This is a genomic window from Nocardia sp. bgisy134, from assembly GCF_057708325.1.
This window is the reverse complement of the sequence record NZ_JBYIRW010000009.1, coordinates 278,821-305,250: the sequence shown is the minus strand read 5'-3', so window position 1 is coordinate 305,250 and position 26,430 is coordinate 278,821. Positions and strand designations below refer to the sequence as shown.

The window sequence follows — 26,430 nt, the reverse complement described above, 5'->3', positions numbered from 1 at the left end:
GAACCGGTGATCGAGGTGGCGGGGATTGCGAGGCGTACGCCGTGACCGCCGATGACATCACGCCAGATCCCGCCGACTGATATGCGCGGACATGGCAGGAGAACTGTCAGTGTCGAATATCGTTGGTGCTGCTGTGATTACGGCGAATGCGGACCCAGCGCGGCGAGCATCGCGAGGGTGTCTTGATATTCGCGCCAGTGCACGATCTGCCCGTTGTCTGCGGTGAGCACGCTGATGAACCGCGCCGAGGCGGGCTGTCCGGTTGTGGTGAGGGTGCCTGCCAGTTCGTATTCGCCGATGACGGTGTCCGGGTCGACGCTTCGATGGACGACGACGTCGTGGACCTCCTCGAAGCGCACCGGAAGCGTTCGGCGGCCCTCTTCGGCGAGCGCGAGGAACTGGCCGCGACCCTCGATCCGTCGCATCCCGCCCGGGGCGAACGGCACTTCGATCACCACGTCGGTCGCCCACAGATCCGCATCGATGGGCTCGGCGGGATCGCTGAGCACGTAACGGAGAAATCGGTGAAACAGCTGCTCGGCCGACATCTGCTGGGTCGTGATGGTCATGATCTCGATTCCTTCCCCCGCCGGGATCTTTCGATCGGAACCGCCACAAGATGAGTGGCGACTCCGTTTTCGAAATGAGAATATGAGTCGGCACTCCGCTTGTCCAGTGTTCGTGGAAGGGAACGGTATCGGTGGCGTCCAGCGAATCGGGTAGCGCCGCACCACGCCGGGCAGACGCGCGGCGTAACCGTGCCCGCATTCTGGCCGCGGCCGAGCAGGTCTTCGGCGACCAAGGGTTCGCGGGGTCGACCGAGGAAATCGCCCGGCGCGCAGGGGTATCGGTCGGCACGGTCTTCCGTCATTTTCCCACCAAGCGGGACCTGCTGGCCGCGATCGTCAAAGACCTGCTGCAAGGACTCGAAAACGAAGCGGACCGGCTCGTCCGCGACGGCGATCCTGCCACCGCGTTGTTCACGTTCTTCGCGCATCTCGTCGCCGAAGCGGCCGAGAAGAAGACGATCGTCGAACTCCTCGCCGACGTGGGGACCGCCGTCCCGATCGACACCGCGATCGGCGGATTCGCCGACACGTTCGCGAGGTTGCTGGACAAGGCGCAAGCCGCCGGGACCGTCGACCGAGACGTCACCGCCGACGACGTCCTCGCGCTGCTGATCAGCACCACCCAAGGCGCGGTCCGAGGCGGGTGGGATCCGCGCAGGCAAGAACGAGTCCTGTCGATCATCTTCGCCGGGCTCGCCGCGCCCCGGCGCTGATATCCAATTCGCTCCAGCCGCAAGGCATTCCGGCCCGAATTGGTGAGCGGCGCGGGATCTATTCGGGGTTGGAGGTGGCCGAAACCGCTTCGTGGTAGGCGGCGGTCAGTTCCGCGAGCACCCCATCGGAGGGGGCTGGCAACCCGGCCAAGTGGGTGGCACGGAGTTCAGCCATGAATCGCTCCCACAGCGGGGGACCGCCCGCGGCGAGCAGTTCGGCTCGCACGGTCAGTTCCGGCGTCGTGTCCAACCAGCGTGCGCCCCACGTGCCCAGCTGGGCCATCACCGGGACGAGCTGGATCGCCGCCTCGGTGAGGTGGTACTCGACCTTCTGGCGGTGACTCGGGTCGTCGTGGCGAGTGAGCAGGCCCGCGTCGACGAGTTTCGCCAGGCGGTTGGCCAGGATGTTCGATGCGATGCCCTCGATGGACGCGGTGAGCAGTTCGCGGAAGTGGGTGTTGCCGCCGAACATGATGTCGCGCAGAACGATCAGGCTCCATCGGTCCCCGAGGAGTTCGATCGTCCTATTGATCGGACAGCCCGATTTTCCCGGGGACACCGGCAGCTTGTCATGAACAACTGGTTGCGACATGGGATCAGTCTAGGTAGGTTCCTAACCGATTGCATATTGCAACCAGAAAGGGGATCTTGATGACACAGTTGGTCCGCGTGCAGAACTTCAACGTGTCCAGCGACGGATACGGTTCGGGGGAGGGGCAGAGCTTCGAGCGACCGTTCGGCCACGCCGATCCGAGTGCGCTCTTCTCCTGGGCGGGCGCCACCGCCCACTGGCCGACCCGGACCGAACCCGGCGGCACCTATGGCCTAGACGACTACTGCACCCGCGACTTCCGCAACAACATCGGCGCGGAGATCATGGGGCGCAACAAATTCGGTCCGCAGCGGGGCTCGTGGGAGAACTACGATTGGCAGGGATGGTGGGGCGATGAACCCCCGTTCCACACACCGGTGTTCGTCCTCACACACCACGTGCGACCCTCGTTCACATTGGGGGACACCACGTTCCACTTCCTCGATGCGTCGCCGAAGGACGCACTGGCGCAGGCATTCGATGCCGCCGAAGGGAAGGACGTGCGAATCGGCGGCGGCGTCGCCACAGTTCGTGAGTTCCTCGACGCCGACCTGATCGACACGATGCACGTCGCCGTCTCGTCGGTCGAGCTCGGTCGCGGTGAAAGGCTGTGGACGAGCCCCGACGAACTCGTCGACCGCTTCCATCTGGAGCGGATCCCGAGCCCGAGCGGGGTGGTGCATCACTTCTTCTGGCGAAAGTGACCTGACGGATTCGGATCGGCCGCGGCCCCGCGATCCCGCGGCCGCACTCCGACGAGCTTGACGAGGAAGCGCTCGACCTGATCGTCGAGTGGCGGCCAAGGCTGATCCGGCTGGTGCAGACGCATCGACACCGCGCCGTGCACCGCGGCCCGCAGGTCCAGTGCGATCGTGGCGGCGTCCCCGGCCGGAGCGAAACCGGCGTCCATGCATCGTTGCACCGCGGCGACGGTGCTGTCGGCCAGATCCTTCCGGAAGGCCATTTCCGTGCGCTGGTTGAGGGCGCTCTCGTGCAGCACCGCGTACAGCCCCGGATGGTTGTACGCCCATTCGCCGAGAACCATTGTGCGGAAGCGTAATTGATCTGCCGGATCGGGATGGCTCGACTCGGCCTGCGCCATCGCCCGCATCAGATCGTCGTGACAACGGTTCAACACCGCGAGCACCAAGGTGTCCCGATCGTCGAAGTGGAGGTAGACCGACGTGGCGGCGGTGCCGATCGCCCGTGCCACCGCGCGCATCGACAGCGCCTGGTCGTCGCCGAGTTCGTCGAGTATCCGCATCGCGGCGACCAAGATCTCCTCGCGCAAGCGCTCACCCTGGCCGCGCGGGTTCCGTCCGCGCGATCGCTGGTTGTCTGCCTGATCGTCCGCCATGGCCGCCATTGTATTCGAACAGCTGTAGCGCTACGGTTGTAGCGCTACAGCTGTTCAGTTATGGAGCAATCTGATGACCACTGACAACACGCCCAACTCGAACAAAGAGATCGTGGCGGCCTTCTATGAGACCGCGTTCAACAGAAAGGATTTCGGTGCCGCGCGCCGATACCTGTCCGACGACTACATCCAGCACAACCCGCTCATCGCAGACGGCGTCGAAGGGCTGCGAGCGCGACTGGCGTTTCTGAAGGAGACGTTCCCGGCACTGTCCGTGGAGGTCAAACGCATGGTGGCCGAGGACGATTACGTTGTCGCGCACGTCCACGCGATCCGCGTCCCCGGTCGGCGAGGGGTGGCGATCATGGACATCTTCCGTCTCGACAACGGCAGGTTGGCCGAGCACTGGGACGTTCTACAGGACATCCCCGAGGATGCGTTGAATCAGAACGGGATGTTCTAACGCTTCTGTCGAGCCGATCGAGCGTTTTGGTGGTATTGCCATACCATCTATGTGGTATGATTATATCACCAAAGAGGGCTGTGACTGGGTTGTGCCGCCCTAGTGGGGGATTCGACCGAATGGATGTCCGATTTGTCCGAAACTCTTGTACTACGAGCCGTAGTAAGCGAGAATGAGAGTGTGACCGGATGTAGCGCTTCTGCTACAGGACATCGCATCATTGCTATGGGAGAGTTTATGTCGGTCGGGGCGGACCGTCGTCCGATCATCGTCTCCGTCGGGGTTGGCGCCGTGGTTCTGGCGGTGGCCGGGATGCTGGATCGGCTGGTTTTGGGCCTATTCGTTTGCGCGGGAATGGCATTGGGCTATCTCAACGCGTGGCTCACCCGCGTCGCGGTCGCGCGGATTGCGGGTGGTGACACCGCGTCGGGCAAGGAGTGGCTGGCGGCGACGAGCGGGGTGCGGTTGTTGGGTGTCACGGGACTCGCGCTGATCGTGGGCGTGCTCGCGCGGCCTGATGGATTCGGCATCCTCTTCGGGCTGGTGGCTTTTCAGCTCGCCGTGCTGCTCACTGTGTCGGCGCCGGTCGTGCGAGGTGCACGATGACGAAAGTAGAAGTGGGGCACCATGAGACGGCGTACGTATTCGGTATGGCGTTCCATGTGGACACCATCCTCGCCACCGTGGTCGCGGCGGTTGTCGTACTGGGGCTCGCGTTCTGGCTGCGCCTCAGGTTGACGTCCGGGGTTCCCAACGGAGTGCAGCTGTTCTTCGAGACCGTGACGGTGCAGCTGCGCGGTCAGGTGGAAAGTGCTGTCGGCCTTCGGGTCGCGCCTTTCGTTCTGCCGCTGGCGGTGACGCTGTTCGTTTTCGTGCTGCTGTCGAACTGGTTGTCCGTGCTGCCGGTGCAATACGGCGACGGTGAACTGATCAAACCGCCCGCCGCCGATGTCAACTTCACCTACGCGCTCGCCCTGTTCGTCTTCGTGTGCTACCAAGCCGCGGGTATGGCGCGGCGCGGTCCGCTCGGGCATGTGAAGCAGCTGCTGAAGGGGCATACCGGTTGGGGGCCAATGGTTTTCGTCAACGTTATCGAGGAACTGGCGAAACCGCTGTCGCTGGCGCTGCGATTGTTCGGCAACATGTTCGCGGGTGGGGTGATGATCTCCGTGATCGCGCTGCTGCCCGCCTGGCTCAGCTGGGCCCCGAACGCCGCGTGGAAGCTGTTCGATCTGTTCGTCGGGCTCATCCAGGCCTTCATCTTCGCGCTGCTCACGATTCTCTACTTCGGTCAGGCCACCGTGCGTGAGCACGAAAATCACTGAACCGCGCCGGGCGCCTTCGCATTCCGGCCACCAGATTCCTATGTCAACGGGGAAAGGAAAGAACAGAAATGGCAGACGTGACCCATGAGACGATCGTCCAGGCGGCGGCCCTGCTCGCGGGCGGGCTGATGATGGTCGGCGGCGCGATCGGCGCGGGATACGGCAACGGCATGGCGGGTTCGGCGCTGATCAACGGCGTTTCCCGGCAGCCGGAGGCCGAGGGCAGGCTGCGCGGCAACTATTTGATGGCGGTCAGCCTGGTCGACGCCGTCTACTTCATCAACCTGACGTTCATGGCGCTGTTCGCCTTCGCCGCGCCGGGAAAGTAATGCGATGATCACGAAAACCCTTGCGGAACAGAACTTCCTGATCCCCAATGGCACCTTCTTCGTCGAACTGTCGATCTTCCTGCTCGTGCTCGCGGTCATCTGGTTGTTCGTGGTGCCGCCGATTCGCGATGTGCTCGCCGAGCGGGAGGCCCGCGTCGCCAAGACCGCCGTCGACGGGCGGCGGGCGCGGGAAATCTTCGAGGCGGCCGAGGATCGGTATCGGTCCTCGGTGGCGCAGGCTCGCGGCGAGGCCGCGCGGCTGCGCGAACAGGCCAGACACGAAGGCCGGGCAATCCTGACCTCGGCGGGCGAGCGGGCGCGGGACGAGTCCGACGAGATGGTCGCCGGAGCAGTGATCGAGTTGCGAGCCAACGCGGACGCGGCGGCCGCGCGGCTGCGCGGACACATCGATCCGCTGGCTCGTGAGCTGGCCGACCGAGTGATCGGAGGTGGCGCCGGTGAGCGAACGTGACGGGATCTACGACATCACCTGGAACTGGCCGGTATTCCTGAGTCAGCTGCTCGGCTTCGCCGTCATCGTCGGCGCGCTCGTCAAATGGGTTGTGCCGCAGGTGAAAGCGGCGATGCTGCGCGCGCAGCAGGCGGTTCACGGGCAACTGGAGGAGAGTTCGCAAGCCACGGCCGGATTGGCCGCGGCCGAACGAGCTTTCGCGGAGGCGGCTGCGTCGGCGCGCACCGAGGTGGCCCATATCCACGAGGAGGCCCGTGCCGACGCGGAACGCATCGTCGCGGAGCTGCGCAGAACCGCGGCGGCCGAGGTCGAGCGGGTGCGCCGCTACGGTGTGGACCGCATCGCGCAGGTGAATCGGCAGTTGCGGGAGGAACTCGGGCACGACCTGACCGTGGCGGTGCTCGACCGCACCGAGTGCGTGGTGCGAGAACGTCTCGTCTCGCCCGGAGCCGTGTCGGACAGCATCGACCGGTTCCTGGACGAATTGGGGTTGCACGCGGGGCTCGCCGAGGAACTCCGCAGCTCGCCGTGAATCTCTGCCGCTCAGGATATTTCAGCGCCCGGGTCGATGCACGACCCGGGCGCTGCGGCATTCTTCGGCCCGCCACGAGACGACTCGGCGCGCGCCAGGAGTTACCGCGCCAGCAGCCGTTCCACCCACTCCAGGTGCTCGTCGATCCCGGACACCGCGAACATCAGGTCGACGAACGCGTCCGGATAGCCGCTGTCGGCGAGAAGGCGGACCGTCTCGGTGACTTGCTCGACCTCGCTGCCCGCCGCGACGTTGACGCGAACGTGGGTGTGGATGGCCGCCGGATCCCGGCCCGCTGCCAGGGCGGCGTCATCGATGATCGAGCGCTGCTGCTTCAGCGAGTCGAGGTTGTGTCGCCCGCTGGGCACTTGGATCACCGGGAGCCAGCCGTCGGCTCGCCGCCCGATCCGGGTCAGGCCCGCTGTGGTGAACGCCCCGAGGTAGATCGGCGGCCGCGGTCGCCGAACCGGCTTCAGGTCGACCCACGACGGCGGAATCGACCAGCGACGGCCCTGATGCGCAACCGGATTCGTGGTCCACAGCGCGTCCAGGATGTCGAGCAATTCGTCGAGATCGGCGCCGCGGTGGCGAAGTGACGCCCCTGCTGCCTGGAACTCCTCCGGCGACCAGCCGATACCGAATCCGGGCAGCAGCCGGTCGCCGACCCAGAAGCTTTCTGCGCCAAGCGTTTCGGCGGTCGACGCGTAGTGGGCCACGTCGTCGTACGCCGCCTCACCGAACTGCGGTAGTGCGAATCCAAGCATGCACGCCAAGCTAGCCGGTTCGGTAGCAGGCGTGAATTGCCTTCTGCCCGTTCAGGATTCCGGCGGAAGGATCGGCGAGCTGAACACTTCTTCCAGTGGCGTCGGGCCGGTGTACCGTCGGCAGTTGCAGCGGACCCACTCGCGTAGGCCGTGCGTGCCCTTGCGGGAGATCTCGGCGTGACAGGTGCCCGTGGCACGGTCGTGCAGCGACAGGTCGTGACCGCAACCGCAGCGCGCGAGCGGTTTCGCCCCCGATCGGGCCCGCCACCGATGCCCGAACCGGCCGCATACCCAGCCGATACCGACCAGGCCGGCGCCGACAACGAGGCTGAGGGGATCCATGGTTTGCAGTATATGTATACGCATAGCCGAGGTCATTCGAATGACGGTCTCCGGCAGACAGCGGATCGCCACCTATGGCGGACTCGGAAACGTCTGCGGCGGCGGATCATTCATCTCCGCGAACGCGCTCCGAACGGAGATCGCGCACCGGCCTCGAGTGGTCACGGCGGACGTCGCGCGCCGTCGTTCCCCACCAGCGGCGCGCGTATCGGCTGAGGCTGGCCGGGCTGTGCAGTCCGACGGTGGAGGCGATCTGCGCCAGCGGGAGGTCGGACTTGGTCAGCAGGGTCATGGCCCGCTCGCGGCGGGCGTCATCGAGGACGGCGGCGAACGTCCTTCCCTCCGTAGCCAAGTGGCGTTGCAGGCTGCGGGGCGATATCGCCAGCAGATCGGCGACGGCCGCGATCGTCGTGGGCCCGGTGCCGAGCGACTGCTGAAGCGCGACTTTGACGCGGCCCGCGATGGCGGAGCCTGCGGCGAAGGTCTGGGAGTCCAAATAGGACAGGGCCAGCAGGCGTGTCGTCCGGTCCCCGCCTTCGATGGCGCGCTGCGGGAGGTCCTTCGGAACGCGCAGCACTGCGGCGGGCTGCTGCCAATGCACCTGGGTGCCGAACAGTTCCTCGTAGCGTCGCCGCGGGGCCACCGGGCGGTGGGGTATCTCGACGGTGCGCAACCCGTAGTTGCCGCCGAGCAGGTATATGAGCGCGCGGTGCAGGAAGAGCAGTCCCATGTCGATGCTTTGGGGTGGCGCCTGCACGCCGTCGGGGTAGCCGTATCGCACACCGATCACGGCCCGGGATCCTCGCGGGTCGGGGACGAGCCGCACGCTGAGGTTGCGCGCGTGGACGAAGAGATACTTGGCGGTGTAGTCGAGGGCGTCGATGGCGGTCGGCGCGTTCTGCAAGGCGACGGCCAGTGGCCCGAGCATGCTGAGGTCCTGTTCGAGGGCCACCCGCAGCCCGAAGTCGGGGCAGCGCAGTTCACGGGCGGCGGATTCGAGGATGGTGGCGATGGTGCTGTCGCGGACCATCAGTTCGTCGTCGTCCAAGGCGCCGTCCGGCGCGTTGGCGCGGCGCGCGAGGTCGTCCGCGTCGCCGCCCAACTGCTCGACGACGGTCCGCACGCCACGCAGACCCGCCGATCGCACCCATGCCATGGGTCCAGTGTCCGGCTGGTGTCGTGATCGGTCAATTTGTTGGCGTAATCGGTCAACTTTTCCGCTGGGCCGCTTCCTACCGTCGTGGCCATGGACTTTTCTCCGTCACCGCGGGCAGTCGAGCTCACCGAGGCGGTCCGCGCCTTCCTCGACGAGCACGTCACGCCGATCGAGCACGACTACCACCGACAGGTGGCCCGCACGCGCGCCCAGGGCGGCGACCCGTGGCAGCCGCTGCCGGTGCTCGCCGAGTTGCGGGAACGGGCCCGCGCCGAGGGACTGTGGAACCTCTTCCTCCCGGCCGGTCACGAGGGGCCCTACGCCGAGCGGTACGGCACCCGCGGCGGCGCGGGTCTGAGCAACAACGATTACGCGCCGGTGGCGGAGGCGATGGGTCGCTCCTTCATGGCCCCGTACGTGTTCAACTGCCATGCGCCCGATACCGGCAACGCCGAGGTCTTGCTGAAATACGGCTCACCGCACCAACAACGGGAGTGGCTCGATCCGCTGCTGGCGGGCGAGATCCGGAGCGCGTTCTGCATGACCGAACCCGGTGTCGCGTCCTCGGATGCCACGAACATGGAACTCACCGCCATCCTCGACGGCGACGAGGTGGTGCTCAACGGCCGCAAGTGGTGGTCGACGGGTGTGGGCCATCCCGACTGCAAGCTCCTGATCGTCATGGGCGTGACCGATCCGGGCGCGGAGCGCCACCGACGGCATTCGATGGTGCTGGTGCCGAGGGAAACCCCCGGCGTCCACGTGGAACGGATGCTCGACACGATGGGCTTCCAAGACGAGCCGTACGGACACGGTGAGGTCGTCTTCACCGATGTCCGTCTGCCCGCCGACAACATCGTCGCCGGTCCCGGACGGGCCTTCGAGATCGCGCAGGGCAGGCTCGGGCCCGGCCGTGTGCACCACTGCATGCGGCTCATCGGCCTGGCCGAGCACGCGCTCGAGCTCGCCTGCCGCCGCGGCCTGGACCGTGTCGCGTTCGGCAAGCCGCTGGCCAACCTCGGCGGCAACCGGGAACGAATCGCCGACGCCCGCATCGCGATCGATTCCATGCGCCTGCTCGTTCTGCACGCCGCGTGGAAGCTCGACCAGGGTGGCCCGTTGCACGCCCTGTCGGAGATCTCCCAGATCAAGGTGGCGGTGCCGAACATGGCGCAGCAGGTCATCGATTTCGCCATGCAGATCCACGGTGGCGGCGGTTTGAGCAACGACTTCCCGCTGGCGGCCGCCTGGACCGCCGCGCGCGCGGTCCGGCTGGCCGACGGCCCCGACGAGGTGCACCGCGGCATGGTCGCCCGAGTCGAACTCGGCAAGTACGGAGCGGCCCGATGAGCGAGTCGAATCGACCGTCCCCGCGGCGCGGGACCATCGTGATCACCGGCGCCAGTTCCGGACTCGGTGCGGAAATGGCGCGGCAGTTCGCCGACCTCGGCTACGACCTGGGCCTGGCGGCCCGGCGGCTCGACCGCCTCGAGGACGTGCGCGCCGAGATACACGCCCGGCACCCGCACCGCGTCGTCGAGCTCGCCGAACTCGACGTCACCGACGGCGCCGGTGTGCACGCGGTGATCGCCGACCTCGATCGGCGTCTGGGCGGCATCGACCGGCTCGTCGCCAACGCGGGCAGCGGGGCGGGCGCAGCCCTCGGCACCGGCGGCTGGGACGCCAACAACCAGACCGCGCAAACGAATTTCGTCGGCGTGCTGGCCCAGTGCGACGCCGCGATGGAGGTCTTCCGTCGCAGGCGGCGCGGACACCTGGTGTTGATCTCCTCGATGTCGGCGCTCCGCGGCATGCGGCGCGCGATGACGACATACGCGGCGAGCAAAGCCGGTGTCGCCGCGATCGCCGAGGGGATTCGCGCCGAAGGGCTGACGGATATCGACGTGTCGGTCGTCTATCCCGGCTACATCGCCTCGGAGATGAATGCCCATGTGCGCGAACGGACCCCGTTCCTGGTGGACACCGTCACCGGAGTCCGCGCCATGGTCGCCGCCATCGAGAAGCGCCGCGCCAAGGCGTATGTGCCCGCGTGGCCGTGGGTTCCGATCGGCGCCGCGATGCGGGTTCTGCCGCTCTCGATGGTGAGGAAACTGACGTGACCACGAGTACCGCCACCACCGCCGATGCCCGCGCCGTCCGGGACGAGGACGCGTTCGACGTCGCCGCGCTGGCTCGGTGGCTCGGTGACCACGCACGGCCCGGCTGGCGCGAACGGCTGACGGGTGTTCCGGTGGTCGAGCAGTTCTCCGGCGGCGCTTCGAATCTCACCTACCTGCTGCGCTATCCCGGTGGCGCCGAACTGATTCTGCGACGGCCGCCGACGGGAACGAAGGCCGAAGGCGCGCACGACATGGCCCGCGAGTACCGAATCCAGTCCGCGCTGCATCCGGTCTACCCGCTGGCGCCCGCGACGGTGGCCCTCTGCGAGGACCCCGCGGTACTGGGCGGCCCGTTCTACGTGATGGAGCGGGTCGCGGGTCCCATTCCGCGCAAGGAGTTGCCCCGGCACACGCCACGCGATCCGGAGTCCGTGGCCGCGCTGTGCCGCCGGGTGATCGATCTGCTCGTCGACCTGCACGAGGTCGATATCGAGACCGCCGGACTGGCGGACCTCGGCAAGGGGGAGGGGTACGTCGCCCGGCAAGTCACCGGCTGGTCCGCCAGGTATCGCGCCGCCCGGACTCGTAATGTCGGCTCGTTCGAGCGCGTCATGGCCTGGCTGGATCGGAACCAGCCCGCCGATCGCGGCGCGGTACTCATCCACAACGACTTCCGCTTCGACAACATCGTTTTCGATCCCGACGATGCGACGGTGCCTGTCGCACTGCTGGATTGGGAGATGGCGACCGTTGGCGACCCGCTCATGGATCTCGGTGGCGCGCTGGCCTATTGGGTGCAGGCCGACGACGGGCCGCTGTTCCGGCGGTTCCGCAGGCAGCCGACCCACGTCCCCGGGATGATGACTCGCGCCGAGGTGGTGGACTACTACTGCCGCCGCACCGGTATCGAGCTCACCGAGGACCAGTGGGTCTTCTACGAGGTCTTCGGGCTGTTCCGGCTGGCCGGGATCTGCCAGCAGATCTATCACCGCTACTACCACGGCCAGACCACCAACCCGGCGTTTCGCTGGTTCGGCATCGCCGTCATAGCCCTGGAATGGCGCTGCCGCAGGATCATTCGGCGTGCCGAGAAGCGCCGTCGAGCCGGGCTCGGCGGCCGTACCGTACGGAGCACGCGATGACGACGTCCGCGCAGCATGATCGGCAGGGCGCCGTCGCGGACCGTCCCCGCGTGGCATTCCCGCTGCGCGACGGCAGTCGCAGCACCAGCGCCACCGGCCGGGCGGTACTGGCCGATGCCGTGCGCGGCGTCGCGCCGGAACTGGCGAAAACTATGGCGTCCGCGTCGAATTGGCGCCGCGACTACGTCCATCATTTCGCCTCCGCCACTGAGCTCACCGCGCGCTCCGGCTCCGCTGCGTTGAGGATCGCCCGAGACGGTCTCACCGCACTGCGAACCCGGATGCGGCTGGCGACACCGCGGGAAGACCTGCCGCTGGACACGGACGTCCTTTCGTCCGCCATGCCGGTGGACACGACCACCGTGCTCGGACGAGGCGACACCGTCACTCGGTTGCGGGTCCCTTATCGCGGACGGCTGCTCGGCGGAACGGATCTGCTCGACCAGTTGGGCCGCTGGGTCGAGGCGGGTGTCGTCGAACCTGCTTTCGCGGAGGCGATCTCCGCCGTCGTCGCCGAACCCGCCGCATTGCGCCTGCCCGGCCGGACCGTCGTCCTGCTCGGCGCGGCAGCCGCGATGGGGCCGCTGGCGCATCTCGCCGGGTGGGGAGCGGACGTCGTCGTCATCGATGTTCCCGTGGCGTCGGTGCAGGCCCGCATCGAGCAGTTGGTCCGCGAAGGCTCCGGCCGAGCCGTCGTCCCGCGGCTGCGGACCCGCGAGCACGGCGGTTTGAGTCTCGGTGACGAGCTGCCCGAAACCGCGGCCTGGTTGCGCTCCGTACTGGCCGACCTGCCAGGGCCCGTGGTGGCGGCCCACTTCTACGCAGACAGCGGCACGCACGTGGAGCTCACGGCGGCAGCCGATCTCGTCGCGGAGGACGTGTGCCGGGCGCGCGACGACGCCGCCCTCGCTTACTTGGCCACCCCGACCGATTCGTTCCTCGTTCCCGCCGACGCGGTTCGGCAGGCGCACGCGCGGTGGGCGGACCCGCGGTGGAACACGCTGCCGCGTCGCGCGCTGCGAACGATCAGCGGCGGCACGCTCTTTCGGCGCGGCTTCGAGACCCGCAGCCGCGACGAGAGCGGCGTCGAATGGTCCGTCGTCAACACGCTCGTCGACGTCCAAGGCCCCAACTACGCACTGGCCAAACGCGCCCAACGCTGGCGCGCCATGGTGGCCGCGGCCGACGGCATCGCCGTCTCCGCCAATGTGGCGCCCTCGGCATGGACGCATTCGGTCACGAAGAACAAGGCGCTGGCCGCGGTGTTCCGCGCCGCCCACCACTACGGTGTCGAGATCTTCCACCCGGAGACCGCGTCGGCGCTGATGGCGGCCAAGCTCGTCGCGGACCTCTCAGGTCTCACACCGCCCCCCGCCGCGCATCCGGAGGCGCTGTTCAGCCACGACGCCGCGCACGGCGGGCTCTGGCGACAGCCGTTCACCCCGCATTCGGCGCTGCCGGTCGCGGCCTTGCACGGCATGCTCATCCGGCCGTAGGACGCAACTGATCCGCACCGTAGTCCGACACGTGTTGTGGCGCTTTATGTCTCCGTTAAGGAGACCGAATGAACAGCGTCATACGATCGGTGTTGTTCGACGATGGGCATCGGGTCCATCGCAACCGTGGGTGGGAATCATGAAGCGAATTCTGTTGACGCTGCTGGCTTCGAGTGTCGCGCTGGCGGCGGGTGCGGGGACGGCGAAGGCCGAGACCTACTCGGACTCGCACTCGGGCAGCTGCTCCGACACGGTGGACGGGTGGGGCTACTTCTACGCCTACACCTACCAGTACGCCTACATCAGCAACAACAAGATCGAGAGCGAGAGCCACAGCTTCAGTTTCAGCGGATTCCTCGAAGGCGCCGAGGATGCCGAACTGCTGAACGGGAAGGACCGCAAATGGTTGATCTACCGCAGCGGTGATTTCGATCTGGCCGTCCCGTATGTCTCCGATTCGGGCCTGTTCGCGCGAGACAACCGCGATCGGGACAACGATTGGGTGAAGCTCTGCGACTACTAGGACCGCATCAAAGCTCTTGGAGCCAAGGGTGATTCGGATAATGCGGCTCGAGGTGGGGGACTTGGCATTCTGCCGGAGCCACACTTGATCCGTGCCGGCCGGTACTTCCGGGAAGCGGGATGCTGCTCGTCAGAGGCTACCTGCGACACGTCCGCGATTTCGCTGACGTGGTCCGCGCGAAAAGCGTGTGTCCGCTACTGTCCCCACCGACATCCCGCCCCGAGGAAGCAGGTCGATGGACACGGTACGCAGGATTCTCACTCGTCTCGCTCCAGTCGCGGTGTGTCTGGGCCTCGCCGGACCGGCGGCCGCCGCCCCGGTGGACGGTCCCGCAATGAATCCCGTTCTGATGATCGGCGGGTTCGACGCGAATGTGAGCAAACTCGAGAACCTGCGGGTGTGGTTGAGTGGGCGCGGCTACATCGCCTACGCGATGGTGTTGCCCGGCCAACCTTCCGCGACCGCGCCGCTGGCCGACTCCGCTCGCGCCGTCGCCGACAAGGTCGCCGAGATCCGTCGCGAAACCGGTTCGGCGCGAGTGGATCTCGTCGGCCATTCGATGGGTGGACTCGCACAACGCCACTACGTGAAGTTCCTCGACGGGCGTGCGTCGGTGGGCGTCTACGTCGATTTCGGCACGCCCGAGAACGGCGAACCGCTCGCCCTGCTGTGCTCCCCGTTCTATCCGGGCTGCCGAGACCTGACCCCGGGGTCGCCGTTTCTCGCCGCGCTGAACGCCGCACCGGCCATTCCCTCTGACCTGCCCGCTTATCACCTGTTCTCCGAGGACGCGGGCGCGGAGCGGGAACCGCTGTCCGGCGCGACGAACGCGAGCGTGCAGTCGTTCTGCCCCGGACGCCGGGTATCCCACGCCGACGAACCGATCGACGCCGCGTTCCAGCAGCTGATCGACGCCGCGTTGCGGGGCGGCCCGCTGACCACCGACTGCTGAGCCGAACGACAGTGCTTGCCGCGCCGTCTGTTTCGCCAGTCGTGGCTCTCCGATTTGTGCGTCGCGGCTTGCCGAATCTATAGTGGCGGTAATCCGATTGGTGCTCCCTAGAAGTACAGCCGCAGAATGGGAGCCCACGCCGGCGTGATGCCGGGCGATGGAGTGGGCGGCAGAGTTTGCCCACCCATTTCCCTGGAGGAATCCATGCATATCGGACTCGGATTGCCGATCTCCGACCCCGTCGTTCTGCTCGATTGGGCTCGCCGCGCCGACGCGGGACCGTTCGCTACGCTCGGCCTGCTCGATCGCCTCGTCTACGACAACCCCGAACCGCTGATCGCGTTGTCGGTCATCGCCGGCGCGACCACACGCGTCAAGGTGCAAACCGAGGTGCTGCTCGCCCCGCTGCGCGACACGGCGCTGCTCGCCAAACAGGTTGCGACACTGGACCGGATGTCCGGCGGCAGGCTGGTGCTCGGTCTCGGTGTCGGCGGCCGTGACGACGATCATCTGGCCGCAGGCACCGAGCTGCGCGGCCGCGGCCGCCGGATGAACACCCAGCTCGCGCACCTGCGCAGCCTCTGGTCGGGCGAGCCGTTCGGCGCCGATTGCGGCCCGATCGGCCCGGCGCCGGTCCGGCCGGGCGGCCCGCCGATCCTCTTCGGCGGCTTCAAACCCGCCGCGCTGGAACGCATCGCCCGCTGGGGCGACGGGTTCCTCTCCGCGGTCCCGCCGCACTGGGCCGGTGACCTGTTCGACTCCGTCCGCAAGTCCTGGCACGACCACGGCCGCCACGGCGAACCGCGCATGGTCGCCCAGGTCAACGTCGCCCTCGGCCCGCAGCACGTGATCGATGACGCCCGCGCGGCCATCGGCGCGTACTACGAGTTCAGCGGCTGGGCCGACAACATGGTGTCCGGCCTGCGCACCACACCCGACGAGATCCGCACGACGATAAAGCAATTCGCCGATCTCGGCGCCGACGAGGTGATGCTGTACTGCTACGGCGGCGATCCCGGACAGGTCGATCGCATCGCTGATCTGATCGGCTGACCCACCGGCACCCGGGGCCGTCGGCGACGACGTCGGCGGACCCGGGAAGGCGCTATCGACTCCGGACGGTCTGCGTCACTGCTCCTTTCCGGCATGTGACGCGCTGGAATTCAGGCCTTTTCGAGTGCGTGGGTCTCCTGCCACTGCCTGGTTCGAATTGATATCCTCCGGGCCACAACATATTTCACCCGGATCCACATCAGGGGGAATGTCATGGGGGAGATATCGGCCGAAGCGGTGGCTGCTTTCGCGGCCGCTTTCGTCGCGACACTCGCGTTGATCGTGTCCACAGTATCGGCCGTCTACCTGGCCAAGCAGACTCGCACCGTCGCCGAGCAGACTCGCGCGGTGGCCGGGCAGACCGAGATCAGCAACGCGACGGCCGCGGTCGCCGCGAACAACGCGGTGCTGAGCGCGCTGCGCGAGGTGCACCTGCTGATGCTCGAACGACCCGGCTCGCGTCGATACTTCTACGGCAACAAACCACTGCCCGAGCAGCGAGAACAGCGCGACGAAATCCTCACCATCGCCGAACTGCTGGCCGATGTCATGACCAGCGGCATACACACGCACAACCAGATCCCCAACAGCAACAGCGCCGAGCCTTGGGACCACTACTGCCGCGCTACGCTGCGAAGCAGTCCGGCGCTGCGTGATCTGGTGGGTGACCATCCGACGTGGTGGCCCCACCTCTCGCCGCTGCTCCCGCAGGCGCCGTCTGCCTGACACGCCACATCCACCGATCGGCTGCATCCTCGCCGCCTATGACGGCTCTGTGCTCCGGGGGCCCGGCGAGCGCGCGGGTCCGGCGGCGCTGTGAATTCAGGATCGGTCCAGTCCGATGAGCCGCACGGCCGTCAGCGCGATGTACAGCTCGGCGGCCGCCTTCGGATCGGAGCAGCGGCGGTCGGTGAGGGTTTCGATGCGGCGCAGCCGGTAGTGGATGGTGTTGCGATGGTAGTGCAGGCGTTGCGCCACTTCGGTATTGGAGCCACCGCATTCGAACCACAGAGCGAGCGTGTCGAGGAGGGTGTCGCGTTCCTCGGCGGGCAGGTCGAGGACGGGCCCGAGCACGTCGTCGGCCAGGTGATGTGAGGCGGACGGAGCGTGCGCGAGCACGAGCGGAATGGGCGTGTTGCCGTAGACGGTGACCGTGGCGGCGCCGGGCGGTGCGCAGCGGCCCGCCAGCTCGGCCTCGCGCAGCGCGGTGCTGGCGTGCCCCGCGGTCGTGAACGTGCGGCTCACGCCGATGCGGCCGGTGGCGTGGTCCCTGAGCCGGTCGACCACCCGGTCGTGCACGCGTGCGGTGGCCAGGTTGAGCAGGCCGATGCGCGCGCCCGCCTCGGTGATCCAGATCGATTCGATGAATTCGGCGCGGAGCCGGTCCTCGATGCCGAGCAGCGGCGCCAGCGCCTCGGGCTCGGCCTCGGCGTACACGACGAGGAAGCTGCCCAGCGGGGGCAAGTGCAGGGCGCGGGCGATGTCGCGCTGGGTCGGATCGTTGGAATCACCGTCGAGCAGTCTGCGCAACAGCGCGCGGCGCTCGGAGTCGTCGCGCCGGACGCGCTCGGTCAGGTAGTCGCCGTACGCCTCGGCGGCCGCACCCGAGTAGTCGTCGATGATCCGCCACATCTCCGAACCGAGCTGGGGCAATACGTCGAGGTTCGTGCCGGTCGACGCGCTGAGCGCGCGTTCCCACAGCAGTCGTCCGGCCAGGCGGTACGCGTGCAGCACCGCGGCCAGCGGCACGCCGAGCTCGGCTTTGACGCGACCGACGACGGTGGCGGGCTGTAGCCTGCGCCCGAGATTCCCGGAGAGCTGGCCGAGCACCGAGACGAGGTTGTCGCGCACGACGAGCCCGAGTTCGGCGTCGGTGAGCGCGGTCGATTCCGCGTACGCGTGATCGCCGGTGCGAATGCGGCCGACGAGCTCCGCGGTGAGATCGTCGACCTCGGCGAGCAGGGTGCGGGCCACGGCGGCGGAATCGTTCGTGGGCGGCTCGATCAGCGCGGTCATGGGTTCGATGGTAGGCATTCGCTCTGGATTGTGACTGTGCTGGCGCACAGTCGGGGTCCGGGGATCGGCAAACTCGCGCACATGGTGGGCGGCAGCCCCTGGCCCGCACTATCGACTGCGACAGTGACCGGGGTCATAGCACCCCGATTCGAGGATGCTTTCGAGAGAGGTGCCGACCGTGTACGACTACGTCGTCGTGGGCGCTGGATCCGCCGGATCCGTGCTGGCCAGTCGATTGTCCGAGGACCCGCGGGTCCAGGTGGCCGTGATCGAGGCCGGTCCGCAGGATACCGCCGACGAGATCCACTTGCCGGTCGCCTTCCCCGCGCTGTTCAAGAGCCCGCTCGACTGGGATTACGACACCGAGCCCGAACCCGGTCTGTCCTTCCGTCGCGCCTACCTGCCGCGCGGGCGCGTGCTCGGCGGGTCGAGTTCGATGAACGCGATGATCTACATCCGCGGGGCGCGCGCCGACTACGACGGCTGGGCCGCGGGCGGCGCCGACGGATGGAGCTACGACGAGGTCCTCCCGTACTTCCTGAAGGCCGAGGACAACGAACGCGGGAAGGACGCCTACCACGGCGCGGGCGGACCGTTGGCGGTGAGCGAGAGCCGATCGCAGCATCCGCTGGGCGAGGCGTTCCTGCTCGCCGCCGAACAGGCGGGCCACCCGCGCAACGACGACTTCAACGGCGCCACGCAGCTCGGCGTCGGCCGCTACCAGCTGACCCAGCGCAACGGCATGCGGTGCAGCGCCGCCGTCGGCTATCTGCACCCGGCCGCGTCGCGCCCCAACCTGACCGTGATCACCGACGCGCTCGCGCACCGGGTGGTGTTCGAGAACGGTCGCGCGACCGGCGTGGTCATCGGCCGGAACGGGAGCACGGAAGAGATTCGCGCTCGGCGCGAGGTGGTGCTGGCCGCGGGCGCCTACGGATCGGCGCAGTTGCTGCTGCTCTCGGGCGTCGGCCCGGCCGAACAGCTGGCGGCCTTCGGCATCGAGACGGTCCGCGATCTGCCGGTCGGCCAGAACATGCAGGACCACCTGTCGGTGTTCCTCAACTACCGCACCGATCGCGAGTCGCTGATGACCGCGCTCACCCCGGAGAACCTCGGTCTGTTGCAGGAAGCGGGCCGCGGGCCGCTGACCTCCAATGTCGGTGAGGCGGGCGGCTTCATCGAGACCCGCGCCGGTCTCGCCGGTCCGGACATCCAGTTCCACATGGCGCCGGTGCTCTTCCACGGCGAAGGCATGGGCGCGGCGACCGAGCACGGGTACGCGTTCGGTCCTTGCCTGGTCAACCCGACCAGTCGCGGCGAACTCACCCTGCGTTCCGCGGCCCCGGGTACGGCGCCGCGTATCCGCCACAACTACCTCGGCACCGAAGCCGACCGGCAGAGCATCCTCGCCGGTCTGCGCAGCGCGCTCGAGATCGCCGACCAGCCCGCGCTCCGGGAGCTCACCACCGGCGAATTCCTCACTCCCGCTGGTGATTCCGACGCCGAGCTGCTCGATTTCGCGGCCCGCACCGCGCAGACGCTCTATCACCCCACCTCGACCTGCGCCATCGGCGCCGTCGTCGACCCGCGCTTGCGCGTGTTCGGACTGCGCGGCCTTCGCGTGGCCGACGCCTCGGTCATGCCGTCGGTCGTCCGTGGCAACACCAACGCGCCCACGATCATGATCGGCGAGAAGGCCGCCGCCATGCTCCTCGAGGACGCCGATTCGGAAGGAAACCAGCCGTGACCACCACTGTGACCGCGACCGTCGAGGCCGCCGTCTCCGCGCTACGACGCGGTGAGATCGAGTGGGCGCGCACCGCGCTGTCCGCCCGCAGGCAACTGCTGGACCAGATTCACGCCAATACCGCACGGCACGCGCAGGAGTGGGTCGAGACCGCCGCCCGCATCAAGAAACTGCCCCTGGACTCGCCCCTGCTGGGTGAGGAGTGGGTCAGCGGCCCGTACTCCTTGCTCACCGGGGCCGCGGGGCTCGCGGAATCGCTGCTGGCGCTGGAGGAAGGGCGCAGCCCGGTCGACGGCTACCCGATGCGTCCGGCGCCCGGCGGCCGCACCGCCGTCGACGTGTTCCCGCACGGCATCTTCGATGCCCTGCTGCTCAACGGCTTCAGCGCCGAGGTCTGGTCGCGGCCCGGCGTCGACTCGGCAACAGTGCGCGCCCGTGCAGGTCTCGGCCAGCGCACTCCCGCCGACACCGGCGGTATCGGCGTCGTGCTCGGGGCGGGCAACATCTTCTCGATCGCCCCGCTGGACGTGCTGTACCAGCTCTACGCGGACAACCGGGTGGTGGCGCTGAAGCTCAACCCGATCACCGATCCGCTGCTGCCGGTGCTGGAGAAGATCTTCGCTCCGGCGATCGAGCGCGGTTTCGTCCGGGTGATCACCGGCGGCGCCGACGTGGGCTCGGCGCTGGTGCACCACCCCGATGTGAACGCGGTCCACATGACCGGCAGCTCGCTCACCCACGACGCCATCGTGTTCGGCACCGGGGCCGAGGGCGAACGGAACAAGGCGGCGGGCACGCCCGCACTGAACAAGCCGATCACCAGCGAGCTCGGCGGCGTCTCGCCCACGATCGTGGTGCCGGGTCGCTGGTCGAACGCGGACCTGCGTTTCCAGGCCGAGCACTTGGCCACGCAGCGGCTGCACAACAACGGGTACAACTGCGTCGCCGCGCAGGTCGCGGTGATCTCCGCGGACTGGCCGCAGAAGGAGCGGTTCCTCGACGAACTGCGCGCGGCGATCGACCGGGCGCCGCAGCGGCCCGACTACTACCCGGGATCGGCCGACCGGGTCGCGGCCGCGCGCCGGACCTACCCGCAGGCAGAGGCGATCGGCGCGCGCACGCTCATCGAGGGCCTGGCGCCGGATCGCGGCGAGCCCGCGCTGCACACCGAATACTTCGCGCCGGTGCTCGGCGTGATCGAACTGCCCGGCGACCCGGCCGCATTCCTGGCGCGGGCGGTTCAGGTGTGCAACGACGAGTTCGAGGGCACGCTCGGCGCGAACATCATCGCCCACCCCGCCAGCATCAAGCGGTTGGGCGAGCGATTCGACAAGGCCGTGACCGACCTGCGCTACGGCACCATCGCCGTCAACGCCTGGACCGGCCTCGGCTATCTCACCGCTCGCGCGTCGTGGGGCGCCTTCCCCGGGCACACCCTCGCCGACATCCAGAGCGGCATCGGCGTCGTGCACAACGCGCTGCTGATCGCCGAACCGGAGCGCACGGTGGTCCGCGGCCCGTTCCGTCCCGCGCCGCGGTCGCTGCTGCACGGCGAATTCAGTCTCTCGCCGAAGCCGCCGTGGTTCGTCACCAACCGCACCGGCGCCACGACCCTGCGGCGCTTGACCGATTTCGCGAAGAACCCCCGCGTCGCAGCCCTGCCGTCGATCTTCGCTTCCGCACTACGCGGCTGAGCACACAGGTGAGCCCGGGCCGAGGCGACGCCCTCGGCCCGGGCTCACCGCCGCTCCAGCCTGCCGGGCATTCTCCGAGAAAGACCAGAACCCCGATGACCTATCACGATTACGACCTGCCGATGCTGAGCACCATGCAGGACGAACCGCTCTCCTTGGCGACGTTGCTGCGCTACGCGACCACCGTGCACGCCGACGCCACCGTGCGCACCTGGACCGGCAGCGACTCGCGCGTCATGACCTACCACGAGCTCGGCGAGCGGGCGGCCCAGCTCGCCAACGCGCTCACCGCGCTCGGCATCGGCCGCGGCGACCGGGTGGGCACGTTCATGTGGAACAACAACGAACACCTCGTCGCCTACTGCGCCGTGCCCGCCATGGGCGCGGTGCTGCACACCCTCAACATCCGGCTCTTTCCCGACCAGATCACCTACGTGGCCGACCACGCGGCCGACCAGGTGGTGATCGTCGACGGATCGCTCGCGCCCGCCTTCGCGCAGGTGCTGCCGCGGCTGCGTACCGTCCGCCACGTCATCGTCGCCAACGGTGACGCGTCGGCCCTGCCCGCACCCGAGGGTGTCGCGGTGCACGAACTCGACACGCTGCTCGCCGCGTATCCGGCCACGTTCGACTTCCCCGTGCTCGACGAGCGGTCCGCCGCCGCGATGTGCTACACCTCCGGCACCACCGGCGACCCGAAGGGCGTCGTCTATTCGCACCGGTCGAACTTTTTGCACTCCATGCACGCCTGCACCGCCGACGGCATGGGCATCCGGGCGGGGGATCGGGTGCTGGCGATCGTGCCCATGTTCCACGCCAACGCCTGGGGCCTGCCCTACGCGGCGCTGATGGCAGGCGCCTCGCTGGTGATGCCCGATCGATTCCTGCAGCCGTCGCCGCTGCTCGAGCTCATGGCGGCCGAGCGCCCCGATTTCGCCGCCGCCGTGCCGACCGTGTGGAACGGCGTGCTCGCCGCGGTCGACGCCGCCCCGCAGGACCTCGGCCATCTGCGGGCGGTCGTGGTCGGCGGCTCGGCCGTGCCGCCGCAGCTGATGCGGGCCTTCGAGGAGCGCCACGGCGTGCGCATCATCCAGGCGTGGGGCATGACCGAAACCTCGCCGCTGGGCTCCGTCGCGTGGCCGCCGCCCGGCGCCGAAGGCGAGGCGGCCTACGCGTACCGAGTCACCCAGGGCCGCTTCCCCGCTCCGGTGCAAGCCCGGCTCGTCGGCGACGACGGCACGGAGCTGCCGCATGATGGAAAAGCGGTGGGCGAGTTGGAGGTTCGCGGGCCGTGGATCACCGCCTCCTACTACTCGCCGGACGCGGGCACGGTCGGCTCCGACGCGTTCCGCGACGGCTGGCTGCGCACCGGCGACGTCGGCACCATCACCGCCGACGGCTACCTGACCCTGGTCGATCGAGCCAAGGACATCATCAAGTCCGGCGGCGAATGGATCTCGTCGGTCGAACTCGAGAACGCGATCATGGCGCACCCCGATGTCGTCGAGGCCGCGGTGTTCGGGGTGCCCGACGAGAAGTGGGACGAGCGCCCCGTCGTCGCCGCCACGTTGCGCTCCGGCGCCGAGGCCGACGCGGGCGCGTTGCGCGAGTTCCTGACCGGCAAGGTGGCGAAATGGCAAGTGCCGGAACGCTGGACATTCCTGCCCGAGGTGCCCAAGACCAGCGTCGGCAAGTTCGACAAGAAGGTCCTTCGCGCCCGCTACGCGGCCGACGAACTCGACATCGCGGTCTCGAATCCTGGTCTCGCGCAAGCGAACTAGCGCTGCGAGCGCCCGCGCCGCCGGAACCAGTCGGTCGTCGGCGGCGTGGGTCTGTACGCCTGCCTTCTGAGGTGTACAAGTCTTGTGAAACAGATCGCTTAGGTGTTTCATGACGAGAGTCCGGGCGCCTCGCGTCGGACGGATCGGCGCCACATCCGTCCGCGCGACGCCCGCCATCGGCGCGAGCCGTGATCTCGAGGAGAACCATGAAACGAAGCGGGCGAAAGCTCTACCACCGCAATAGATTCGCCGTGCTGGCAGTTGTCGCGTTGGTCGGCGCTCTCGCACATGTCACCGGTGCGGGCCCGTCGGCGGGGCAGGATGGCGCCGACATCGCCGGTGGGCGTCCGGGGGACTTGGCAGGCGTCGAGCCGTACACCTTCCGCGTGCTGCCGGTTCTTCCCACCCCGACCAGAGCGTGGAAGATCTTCTATCACTCGACCGACGCCACCGGCCGGCCGGACGTCGTCTCCGGCACCGTCATCGTGCCGGAGGACGGCCGGACCGGAACGCGCCCGCTGGTGACTTACGCGGTGGGCACCGTCGGAATGGGTGACCAGTGCGCGCCGTCGGCCACCCTCACCACGGGCACCGCCGTCGAGGCGCCCTCGATCGCCAGAGCGCTCGAACACGGCTGGGCCGTGGTCATCACCGACTATCCGGGGCTCGGCACGCCCGGCGACCACACCTATCTCGTCGGCCGCGCCGAGGGTAACGCAGTGCTGGACGCCGCCCGCGCCGCGCAGCGGCTGCCCGAGGCGCAGCGCGAGGGCGTCACGACCAGCTCGCCGGTGGGCATCATGGGCTACTCCCAAGGTGGTCACGCCAGCGCGTGGGCCGGTGAGCTGGCCCGCGACTACGCGCCCGAACTCCAGGTCGAAGGCATCGCCAGCGGTGGGGTGCCCGCGGACGTCCTGCAGGGCGCCTCCGACGGGAAAGGGCAGGAAGCACGCAATGTCGGGCTCTCGATGATGATCGCCATCGGCCACGACGCCGCCTATCCCGAGCTGAAGCTGGATTCGTACCTGACGGGGGATGGGCGCACGCTCGTCCAGAAGCTGCGCGGCGGCTGCGTGCTGGAGAACGTCGTCGCCAGCAGGGGGAGGACGCTCGAGGATCTCCTCGCCCGCAATCCGATCGACTCGCCGGAATGGCAGCGGCGCCTCGGGGAGGACCGCCTCGGGACTCGGTCGCCCGCCGCCCCGGTGTACCTCTACCACGGCACCACCGACGAGGTCGTGCCCTACGGGCTCGGCGAGCAGCTCCGGTCGGACTGGTGCGCGCTCGGCGCCTCCGTCGAGTGGCACACCTATCCGCTGGCCGGGCACGGACCTGCCGCCGTCACGGGCGGCGGACCCGCGATGGACTGGCTCGCCGATCGACTGGAAGGCCGCCCCGCCCAAAGCAATTGCTGACCGGCCCGCGCGAGCGCCGGAGTGTGTGACGCGCCTCGTGGCACCCCGGCTCACCCGAGGCGGACGCGGGTGGCATGCGGATTCCATCGCGCGGGTGCGATGCGCTTACGGTAGGGAGCTATGCCGGTGGGACGCGACGACATCATTCGGTACGCGGCAACCGAGATCGAGGAGGGCAAGCGACTCGATCTCGGTGTGCTCGCGGCCGAACTGCACATCTCGCGGGTGACGTTGTTCCGGCGCGTCGGCAACCGCGATCAGCTGTTGAGCGAGGCGCTGTGGTGGCTGAACGAGCGCAGCCTCGAATCCTCCATCGGCCGCTGGCGACACGTGAACGGCGACGCTGTGCGCAGCGAGAGCGGAGCGCTGCGCAGCATGTGGATCGTGACCGATCACTGCGCGCGGACCGGGCGCGACACCGGTTTTCAGAAGCTCCTCGACGACGAGCCGATCGCGGCCATCCGGGCGTTGACCGATCCGGAGGGCGCGGTGCAACCCCGGATGATCACCGCCATCACGGATTTGCTGAAGCACGACGTCCGCGAAGGTGGTCTGCGGCCCTCGGTGGATCTGGGCACGCTCGCGTTCGCGGTGGTCCGGCTCGGTGAATCCGTGTTGTACGCCGACCTTTTGGCGGGTCGGCAGTCGAACATCGCCAAGGCGTCGACCTTGGTCACCGCCCTGGTCGAAGGGGTGCTCCGTACGGAGTGAGTCGCCGCGTGGGGCCGCATGTTTCGCTGGAGTTCCGGGCTCGGCAACGGCCCCGGCGGGTCGTCAGGGCCGTTGTATTCCGTTGGCGGGTAATCATTTCCGAGTGCCAGATCCGAACATTCCAGGGTCACGACGCCGTGCGGCGGCGCGGCCCGGCATGACCCGGTCGCCCGGCGGCGGCGCGGGTCAGGCGCCTACCGAGGACAGCAGCATCGGCAGCGCGTTCTGCATCTGCGCCCGCCACGCGTCCCAGTTGTGGCCGTGGCCGGGGACGTATCGCTCGTCGACGGTGGCGCCGAGCTGTTGCAGCCGGTCGACGAAACGGTAATTCTGTTCGTAGACCGCCGATTCGACGGCGTCGTTCTTTCCGTAGGAGACGAACAGGGGCTTGCCGGTGAGCCGCGCGGCCTGGCTGTAGGGATTGTTCTGTTCCCAGATCGCGCGCTGGGCCGGGATGGTGTAGTCGCCCCAGACGCGCTTCCAGTCGGCGCCGCAGCCTTGGCCCGGCTTGTCCGGATCACCGGGGGCGCCGGAGGCGTGCAACGGGTCGACGTTGCCGCTGAAGGCGGCCGCGGAGCGGAACCAGCCCTGGTATTCGGCCGCGAACTTCATGGCCCCGAGCCCGCCCATGGAGTTGCCCGCCACGGCGCGCGTGGTGTTGGCCTTGTAGCCGGTCTCCAGGATGGTGCGCACGTCTTCGAGGAGGTACTTCTCCCAGGCGGGCGCGCCGAAGGAGCCGTTGTTGTACCAATCGGAATAGGCGCTGCACCAGCTGGTTTCGGGCAATACGAAGAGGGCGTCCTTACCCGCGGTGAGCGCTTCGAGATCGCCCTTGTCCGTCCAGGACTTGTGGTCGTCGAAGCCGCCGTGCAGCACCCACACCGTCGGCCAGGTGCGGTTCGCGTCCTTGGACCAGCCGGGCGGCAGCAGTAGGCGGACGACCTTGACCGACCAGTCGGGGCCTTCCAGGTTGGGTGAGGAGATGCCGATGTCGAGGATGCGGTCGCTCACCCGCGCCTCCCAGCGCACGATGCCCGCCGCCGTCGCGGTGGTGCTGGGGACGAAAGTGAGTGCGACACCGGCCAATACGGTGACGATCGCCAGGGCGATTCTGATCGGTCCGGACACGGGAGATCCTTTCGGTGCGAGCCGTCGCAGGGGAAGGT

The 26,430-nt window shown here is 68.2% G+C and carries 29 protein-coding genes; 21 read left to right on the top strand and 8 right to left on the bottom strand.

The window, feature by feature from the left end; translation table 11 throughout:
* Positions 1-137 precede the first annotated feature (137 nt).
* Entirely contained in the window at positions 138-569 is a 432-nt protein-coding gene (locus AC3ERS_RS18495) for a nuclear transport factor 2 family protein (protein WP_431969083.1), read from the bottom strand.
* 131 nt (positions 570-700) lie between these two features.
* Between AC3ERS_RS18495 and AC3ERS_RS18490 the strand changes: the two genes are divergently transcribed.
* Positions 701-1,282: a TetR/AcrR family transcriptional regulator gene (locus AC3ERS_RS18490; RefSeq protein ID WP_431969081.1), complete on the top strand. Its 582-nt coding sequence runs from the start codon at positions 701-703 to the stop codon at positions 1,280-1,282.
* Positions 1,283-1,340: 58 nt separating this feature from the next.
* On the opposite strand, the gene AC3ERS_RS18485 is transcribed toward AC3ERS_RS18490, so the two are convergent.
* Positions 1,341-1,874, bottom strand: a complete 534-nt coding sequence (locus AC3ERS_RS18485; RefSeq protein ID WP_431969079.1) for a winged helix-turn-helix transcriptional regulator — start codon at positions 1,872-1,874, stop codon at positions 1,341-1,343.
* Positions 1,875-1,933: 59 nt separating this feature from the next.
* Here AC3ERS_RS18485 and AC3ERS_RS18480 point away from each other — a divergent pair, with 59 nt between their 5' ends.
* A complete protein-coding gene (locus tag AC3ERS_RS18480; RefSeq protein WP_431969077.1) occupies positions 1,934-2,578 on the top strand; it encodes a dihydrofolate reductase family protein in 645 nt (214 codons plus the stop codon).
* Here AC3ERS_RS18480 and AC3ERS_RS18475 read toward each other — a convergent pair.
* Positions 2,557-3,231, bottom strand: coding sequence for a TetR/AcrR family transcriptional regulator (locus tag AC3ERS_RS18475; protein ID WP_431969075.1), 675 nt, complete (start codon positions 3,229-3,231; stop codon positions 2,557-2,559). The two genes, AC3ERS_RS18480 and AC3ERS_RS18475, sit on opposite strands and share 22 nt — an antisense overlap.
* A gap of 73 nt (positions 3,232-3,304) precedes the next feature.
* Here AC3ERS_RS18475 and AC3ERS_RS18470 point away from each other — a divergent pair, with 73 nt between their 5' ends.
* The 6 genes from AC3ERS_RS18470 (at position 3,305) to AC3ERS_RS18445 (ending at position 6,352) form a co-directional block, all read left to right on the top strand.
* A complete protein-coding gene (locus tag AC3ERS_RS18470) occupies positions 3,305-3,694 on the top strand; it encodes a nuclear transport factor 2 family protein (protein ID WP_431969073.1) in 390 nt (129 codons plus the stop codon).
* Positions 3,695-3,931: 237 nt separating this feature from the next.
* Positions 3,932-4,300 carry a hypothetical protein gene (locus AC3ERS_RS18465; protein WP_431969071.1) on the top strand — a complete coding sequence of 123 codons (369 nt, stop codon included), beginning with the start codon at positions 3,932-3,934 and terminating at the stop codon, positions 4,298-4,300.
* Positions 4,297-5,019, top strand: coding sequence for a F0F1 ATP synthase subunit A (gene atpB, locus AC3ERS_RS18460; protein WP_431969069.1), 723 nt, complete (start codon positions 4,297-4,299; stop codon positions 5,017-5,019). Before AC3ERS_RS18465 ends, atpB begins: the two co-directional genes overlap by 4 nt.
* A 68-nt stretch (positions 5,020-5,087) precedes the next feature.
* Positions 5,088-5,348 (top strand): ATP synthase F0 subunit C, encoded by a 261-nt coding sequence (gene atpE, locus AC3ERS_RS18455; protein ID WP_068063744.1) that lies wholly within the window; start codon positions 5,088-5,090, stop codon positions 5,346-5,348.
* A 4-nt stretch (positions 5,349-5,352) separates the two neighbouring features.
* Positions 5,353-5,820, top strand: coding sequence for a F0F1 ATP synthase subunit B family protein (locus tag AC3ERS_RS18450; protein WP_431969066.1), 468 nt, complete (start codon positions 5,353-5,355; stop codon positions 5,818-5,820).
* On the top strand, positions 5,807-6,352 hold the full coding sequence (locus AC3ERS_RS18445) for a F0F1 ATP synthase subunit B family protein (protein WP_431969064.1): 546 nt from the start codon (positions 5,807-5,809) through the stop codon (positions 6,350-6,352). Before AC3ERS_RS18450 ends, AC3ERS_RS18445 begins: the two co-directional genes overlap by 14 nt.
* Positions 6,353-6,453: 101 nt before the next feature.
* Here AC3ERS_RS18445 and AC3ERS_RS18440 read toward each other — a convergent pair whose 3' ends face one another.
* From AC3ERS_RS18440 to AC3ERS_RS18430, 3 genes are all read right to left on the bottom strand, one after another.
* Entirely contained in the window at positions 6,454-7,116 is a 663-nt protein-coding gene (locus AC3ERS_RS18440; RefSeq protein ID WP_431969062.1) for an LLM class flavin-dependent oxidoreductase, read from the bottom strand.
* 51 nt (positions 7,117-7,167) lie between these two features.
* Positions 7,168-7,458, bottom strand: a complete 291-nt coding sequence (locus tag AC3ERS_RS18435) for a hypothetical protein (protein ID WP_431969060.1) — start codon at positions 7,456-7,458, stop codon at positions 7,168-7,170.
* A gap of 106 nt (positions 7,459-7,564) precedes the next feature.
* Positions 7,565-8,614, bottom strand: a complete 1,050-nt coding sequence (locus AC3ERS_RS18430; RefSeq protein ID WP_431969058.1) for an AraC family transcriptional regulator — start codon at positions 8,612-8,614, stop codon at positions 7,565-7,567.
* 90 nt (positions 8,615-8,704) lie between these two features.
* Here AC3ERS_RS18430 and AC3ERS_RS18425 point away from each other — a divergent pair, with 90 nt between their 5' ends.
* The 8 genes from AC3ERS_RS18425 to AC3ERS_RS18390 all read left to right on the top strand — a co-directional run bounded on the left by AC3ERS_RS18425 (position 8,705) and on the right by AC3ERS_RS18390 (position 16,626).
* Positions 8,705-9,964, top strand: a complete 1,260-nt coding sequence (locus tag AC3ERS_RS18425) for an acyl-CoA dehydrogenase family protein (protein ID WP_431969056.1) — start codon at positions 8,705-8,707, stop codon at positions 9,962-9,964.
* Positions 9,961-10,734 (top strand): SDR family oxidoreductase, encoded by a 774-nt coding sequence (locus AC3ERS_RS18420; protein WP_431969054.1) that lies wholly within the window; start codon positions 9,961-9,963, stop codon positions 10,732-10,734. The genes AC3ERS_RS18425 and AC3ERS_RS18420 overlap by 4 nt, the downstream gene beginning before the upstream one ends.
* Entirely contained in the window at positions 10,731-11,876 is a 1,146-nt protein-coding gene (locus tag AC3ERS_RS18415) for a phosphotransferase family protein (protein WP_431969052.1), read from the top strand. The genes AC3ERS_RS18420 and AC3ERS_RS18415 overlap by 4 nt, the downstream gene beginning before the upstream one ends.
* On the top strand, positions 11,873-13,372 hold the full coding sequence (locus AC3ERS_RS18410) for a hypothetical protein (protein ID WP_431969050.1): 1,500 nt from the start codon (positions 11,873-11,875) through the stop codon (positions 13,370-13,372). The genes AC3ERS_RS18415 and AC3ERS_RS18410 overlap by 4 nt, the downstream gene beginning before the upstream one ends.
* A gap of 139 nt (positions 13,373-13,511) precedes the next feature.
* Positions 13,512-13,895, top strand: coding sequence for a hypothetical protein (locus AC3ERS_RS18405; protein WP_431969048.1), 384 nt, complete (start codon positions 13,512-13,514; stop codon positions 13,893-13,895).
* A gap of 334 nt (positions 13,896-14,229) precedes the next feature.
* On the top strand, positions 14,230-14,847 hold the full coding sequence (locus tag AC3ERS_RS18400; RefSeq protein WP_431969046.1) for an esterase/lipase family protein: 618 nt from the start codon (positions 14,230-14,232) through the stop codon (positions 14,845-14,847).
* A gap of 204 nt (positions 14,848-15,051) precedes the next feature.
* Positions 15,052-15,900: an LLM class flavin-dependent oxidoreductase gene (locus tag AC3ERS_RS18395; protein WP_431969044.1), complete on the top strand. Its 849-nt coding sequence runs from the start codon at positions 15,052-15,054 to the stop codon at positions 15,898-15,900.
* Positions 15,901-16,113: 213 nt separating this feature from the next.
* Positions 16,114-16,626, top strand: coding sequence for a hypothetical protein (locus AC3ERS_RS18390; protein WP_431969042.1), 513 nt, complete (start codon positions 16,114-16,116; stop codon positions 16,624-16,626).
* A 96-nt stretch (positions 16,627-16,722) separates the two neighbouring features.
* Here AC3ERS_RS18390 and AC3ERS_RS18385 read toward each other — a convergent pair whose 3' ends face one another.
* Entirely contained in the window at positions 16,723-17,916 is a 1,194-nt protein-coding gene (locus AC3ERS_RS18385) for a PucR family transcriptional regulator (protein ID WP_431969040.1), read from the bottom strand.
* Between the two features lie 178 nt (positions 17,917-18,094).
* Between AC3ERS_RS18385 and AC3ERS_RS18380 the strand changes: the two genes are divergently transcribed.
* The 5 genes from AC3ERS_RS18380 to AC3ERS_RS18360 all read left to right on the top strand — a co-directional run bounded on the left by AC3ERS_RS18380 (position 18,095) and on the right by AC3ERS_RS18360 (position 25,264).
* Entirely contained in the window at positions 18,095-19,663 is a 1,569-nt protein-coding gene (locus tag AC3ERS_RS18380) for a GMC family oxidoreductase (protein WP_431969038.1), read from the top strand.
* Positions 19,660-21,357, top strand: coding sequence for an aldehyde dehydrogenase family protein (locus AC3ERS_RS18375; protein ID WP_431969036.1), 1,698 nt, complete (start codon positions 19,660-19,662; stop codon positions 21,355-21,357). The genes AC3ERS_RS18380 and AC3ERS_RS18375 overlap by 4 nt, the downstream gene beginning before the upstream one ends.
* Positions 21,358-21,479: 122 nt before the next feature.
* Positions 21,480-23,138: a long-chain fatty acid--CoA ligase gene (locus AC3ERS_RS18370; protein WP_431969112.1), complete on the top strand. Its 1,659-nt coding sequence runs from the start codon at positions 21,480-21,482 to the stop codon at positions 23,136-23,138.
* A 206-nt stretch (positions 23,139-23,344) separates the two neighbouring features.
* The gene (locus AC3ERS_RS18365; RefSeq protein ID WP_431969034.1) at positions 23,345-24,553 is read left to right on the top strand and encodes a lipase family protein; all 1,209 of its coding nucleotides are present in this window, start codon (positions 23,345-23,347) and stop codon (positions 24,551-24,553) included.
* A gap of 120 nt (positions 24,554-24,673) precedes the next feature.
* Positions 24,674-25,264 carry a QsdR family transcriptional regulator gene (locus AC3ERS_RS18360; protein WP_431969032.1) on the top strand — a complete coding sequence of 197 codons (591 nt, stop codon included), beginning with the start codon at positions 24,674-24,676 and terminating at the stop codon, positions 25,262-25,264.
* A gap of 186 nt (positions 25,265-25,450) precedes the next feature.
* Here the strand turns inward: AC3ERS_RS18360 and AC3ERS_RS18355 are convergent, their stop codons facing one another.
* Positions 25,451-26,392, bottom strand: a complete 942-nt coding sequence (locus AC3ERS_RS18355; protein WP_431969030.1) for an alpha/beta hydrolase — start codon at positions 26,390-26,392, stop codon at positions 25,451-25,453.
* Positions 26,393-26,430: the final 38 nt, after the last annotated feature.

Bases quoted from the DNA above. Each gene is read 5' to 3' on its own strand.
- AC3ERS_RS18495 (WP_431969083.1), bottom strand. From the start codon at position 569: ATGACCATCACGACCCAGCAGATGTCGGCCGAGCAGCTGTTTCACCGA.
- AC3ERS_RS18485 (WP_431969079.1), bottom strand. From the start codon at position 1,874: ATGTCGCAACCAGTTGTTCATGACAAGCTGCCGGTGTCCCCGGGAAAA.
- AC3ERS_RS18480 (WP_431969077.1), top strand. From the start codon at position 1,934: ATGACACAGTTGGTCCGCGTGCAGAACTTCAACGTGTCCAGCGACGGA.
- AC3ERS_RS18475 (WP_431969075.1), bottom strand. From the start codon at position 3,231: ATGGCGGACGATCAGGCAGACAACCAGCGATCGCGCGGACGGAACCCG.
- AC3ERS_RS18470 (WP_431969073.1), top strand. From the start codon at position 3,305: ATGACCACTGACAACACGCCCAACTCGAACAAAGAGATCGTGGCGGCC.
- AC3ERS_RS18465 (WP_431969071.1), top strand. From the start codon at position 3,932: ATGTCGGTCGGGGCGGACCGTCGTCCGATCATCGTCTCCGTCGGGGTT.
- atpB (WP_431969069.1), top strand. From the start codon at position 4,297: ATGACGAAAGTAGAAGTGGGGCACCATGAGACGGCGTACGTATTCGGT.
- atpE (WP_068063744.1), top strand. From the start codon at position 5,088: ATGGCAGACGTGACCCATGAGACGATCGTCCAGGCGGCGGCCCTGCTC.
- AC3ERS_RS18450 (WP_431969066.1), top strand. From the start codon at position 5,353: ATGATCACGAAAACCCTTGCGGAACAGAACTTCCTGATCCCCAATGGC.
- AC3ERS_RS18440 (WP_431969062.1), bottom strand. From the start codon at position 7,116: ATGCTTGGATTCGCACTACCGCAGTTCGGTGAGGCGGCGTACGACGAC.
- AC3ERS_RS18435 (WP_431969060.1), bottom strand. From the start codon at position 7,458: ATGGATCCCCTCAGCCTCGTTGTCGGCGCCGGCCTGGTCGGTATCGGC.
- AC3ERS_RS18430 (WP_431969058.1), bottom strand. From the start codon at position 8,614: ATGGCATGGGTGCGATCGGCGGGTCTGCGTGGCGTGCGGACCGTCGTC.
- AC3ERS_RS18425 (WP_431969056.1), top strand. From the start codon at position 8,705: ATGGACTTTTCTCCGTCACCGCGGGCAGTCGAGCTCACCGAGGCGGTC.
- AC3ERS_RS18420 (WP_431969054.1), top strand. From the start codon at position 9,961: ATGAGCGAGTCGAATCGACCGTCCCCGCGGCGCGGGACCATCGTGATC.
- AC3ERS_RS18410 (WP_431969050.1), top strand. From the start codon at position 11,873: ATGACGACGTCCGCGCAGCATGATCGGCAGGGCGCCGTCGCGGACCGT.
- AC3ERS_RS18405 (WP_431969048.1), top strand. From the start codon at position 13,512: ATGAAGCGAATTCTGTTGACGCTGCTGGCTTCGAGTGTCGCGCTGGCG.
- AC3ERS_RS18400 (WP_431969046.1), top strand. From the start codon at position 14,230: ATGAATCCCGTTCTGATGATCGGCGGGTTCGACGCGAATGTGAGCAAA.
- AC3ERS_RS18395 (WP_431969044.1), top strand. From the start codon at position 15,052: ATGCATATCGGACTCGGATTGCCGATCTCCGACCCCGTCGTTCTGCTC.
- AC3ERS_RS18390 (WP_431969042.1), top strand. From the start codon at position 16,114: ATGGGGGAGATATCGGCCGAAGCGGTGGCTGCTTTCGCGGCCGCTTTC.
- AC3ERS_RS18385 (WP_431969040.1), bottom strand. From the start codon at position 17,916: ATGACCGCGCTGATCGAGCCGCCCACGAACGATTCCGCCGCCGTGGCC.
- AC3ERS_RS18370 (WP_431969112.1), top strand. From the start codon at position 21,480: ATGCTGAGCACCATGCAGGACGAACCGCTCTCCTTGGCGACGTTGCTG.
- AC3ERS_RS18365 (WP_431969034.1), top strand. From the start codon at position 23,345: ATGAAACGAAGCGGGCGAAAGCTCTACCACCGCAATAGATTCGCCGTG.
- AC3ERS_RS18360 (WP_431969032.1), top strand. From the start codon at position 24,674: ATGCCGGTGGGACGCGACGACATCATTCGGTACGCGGCAACCGAGATC.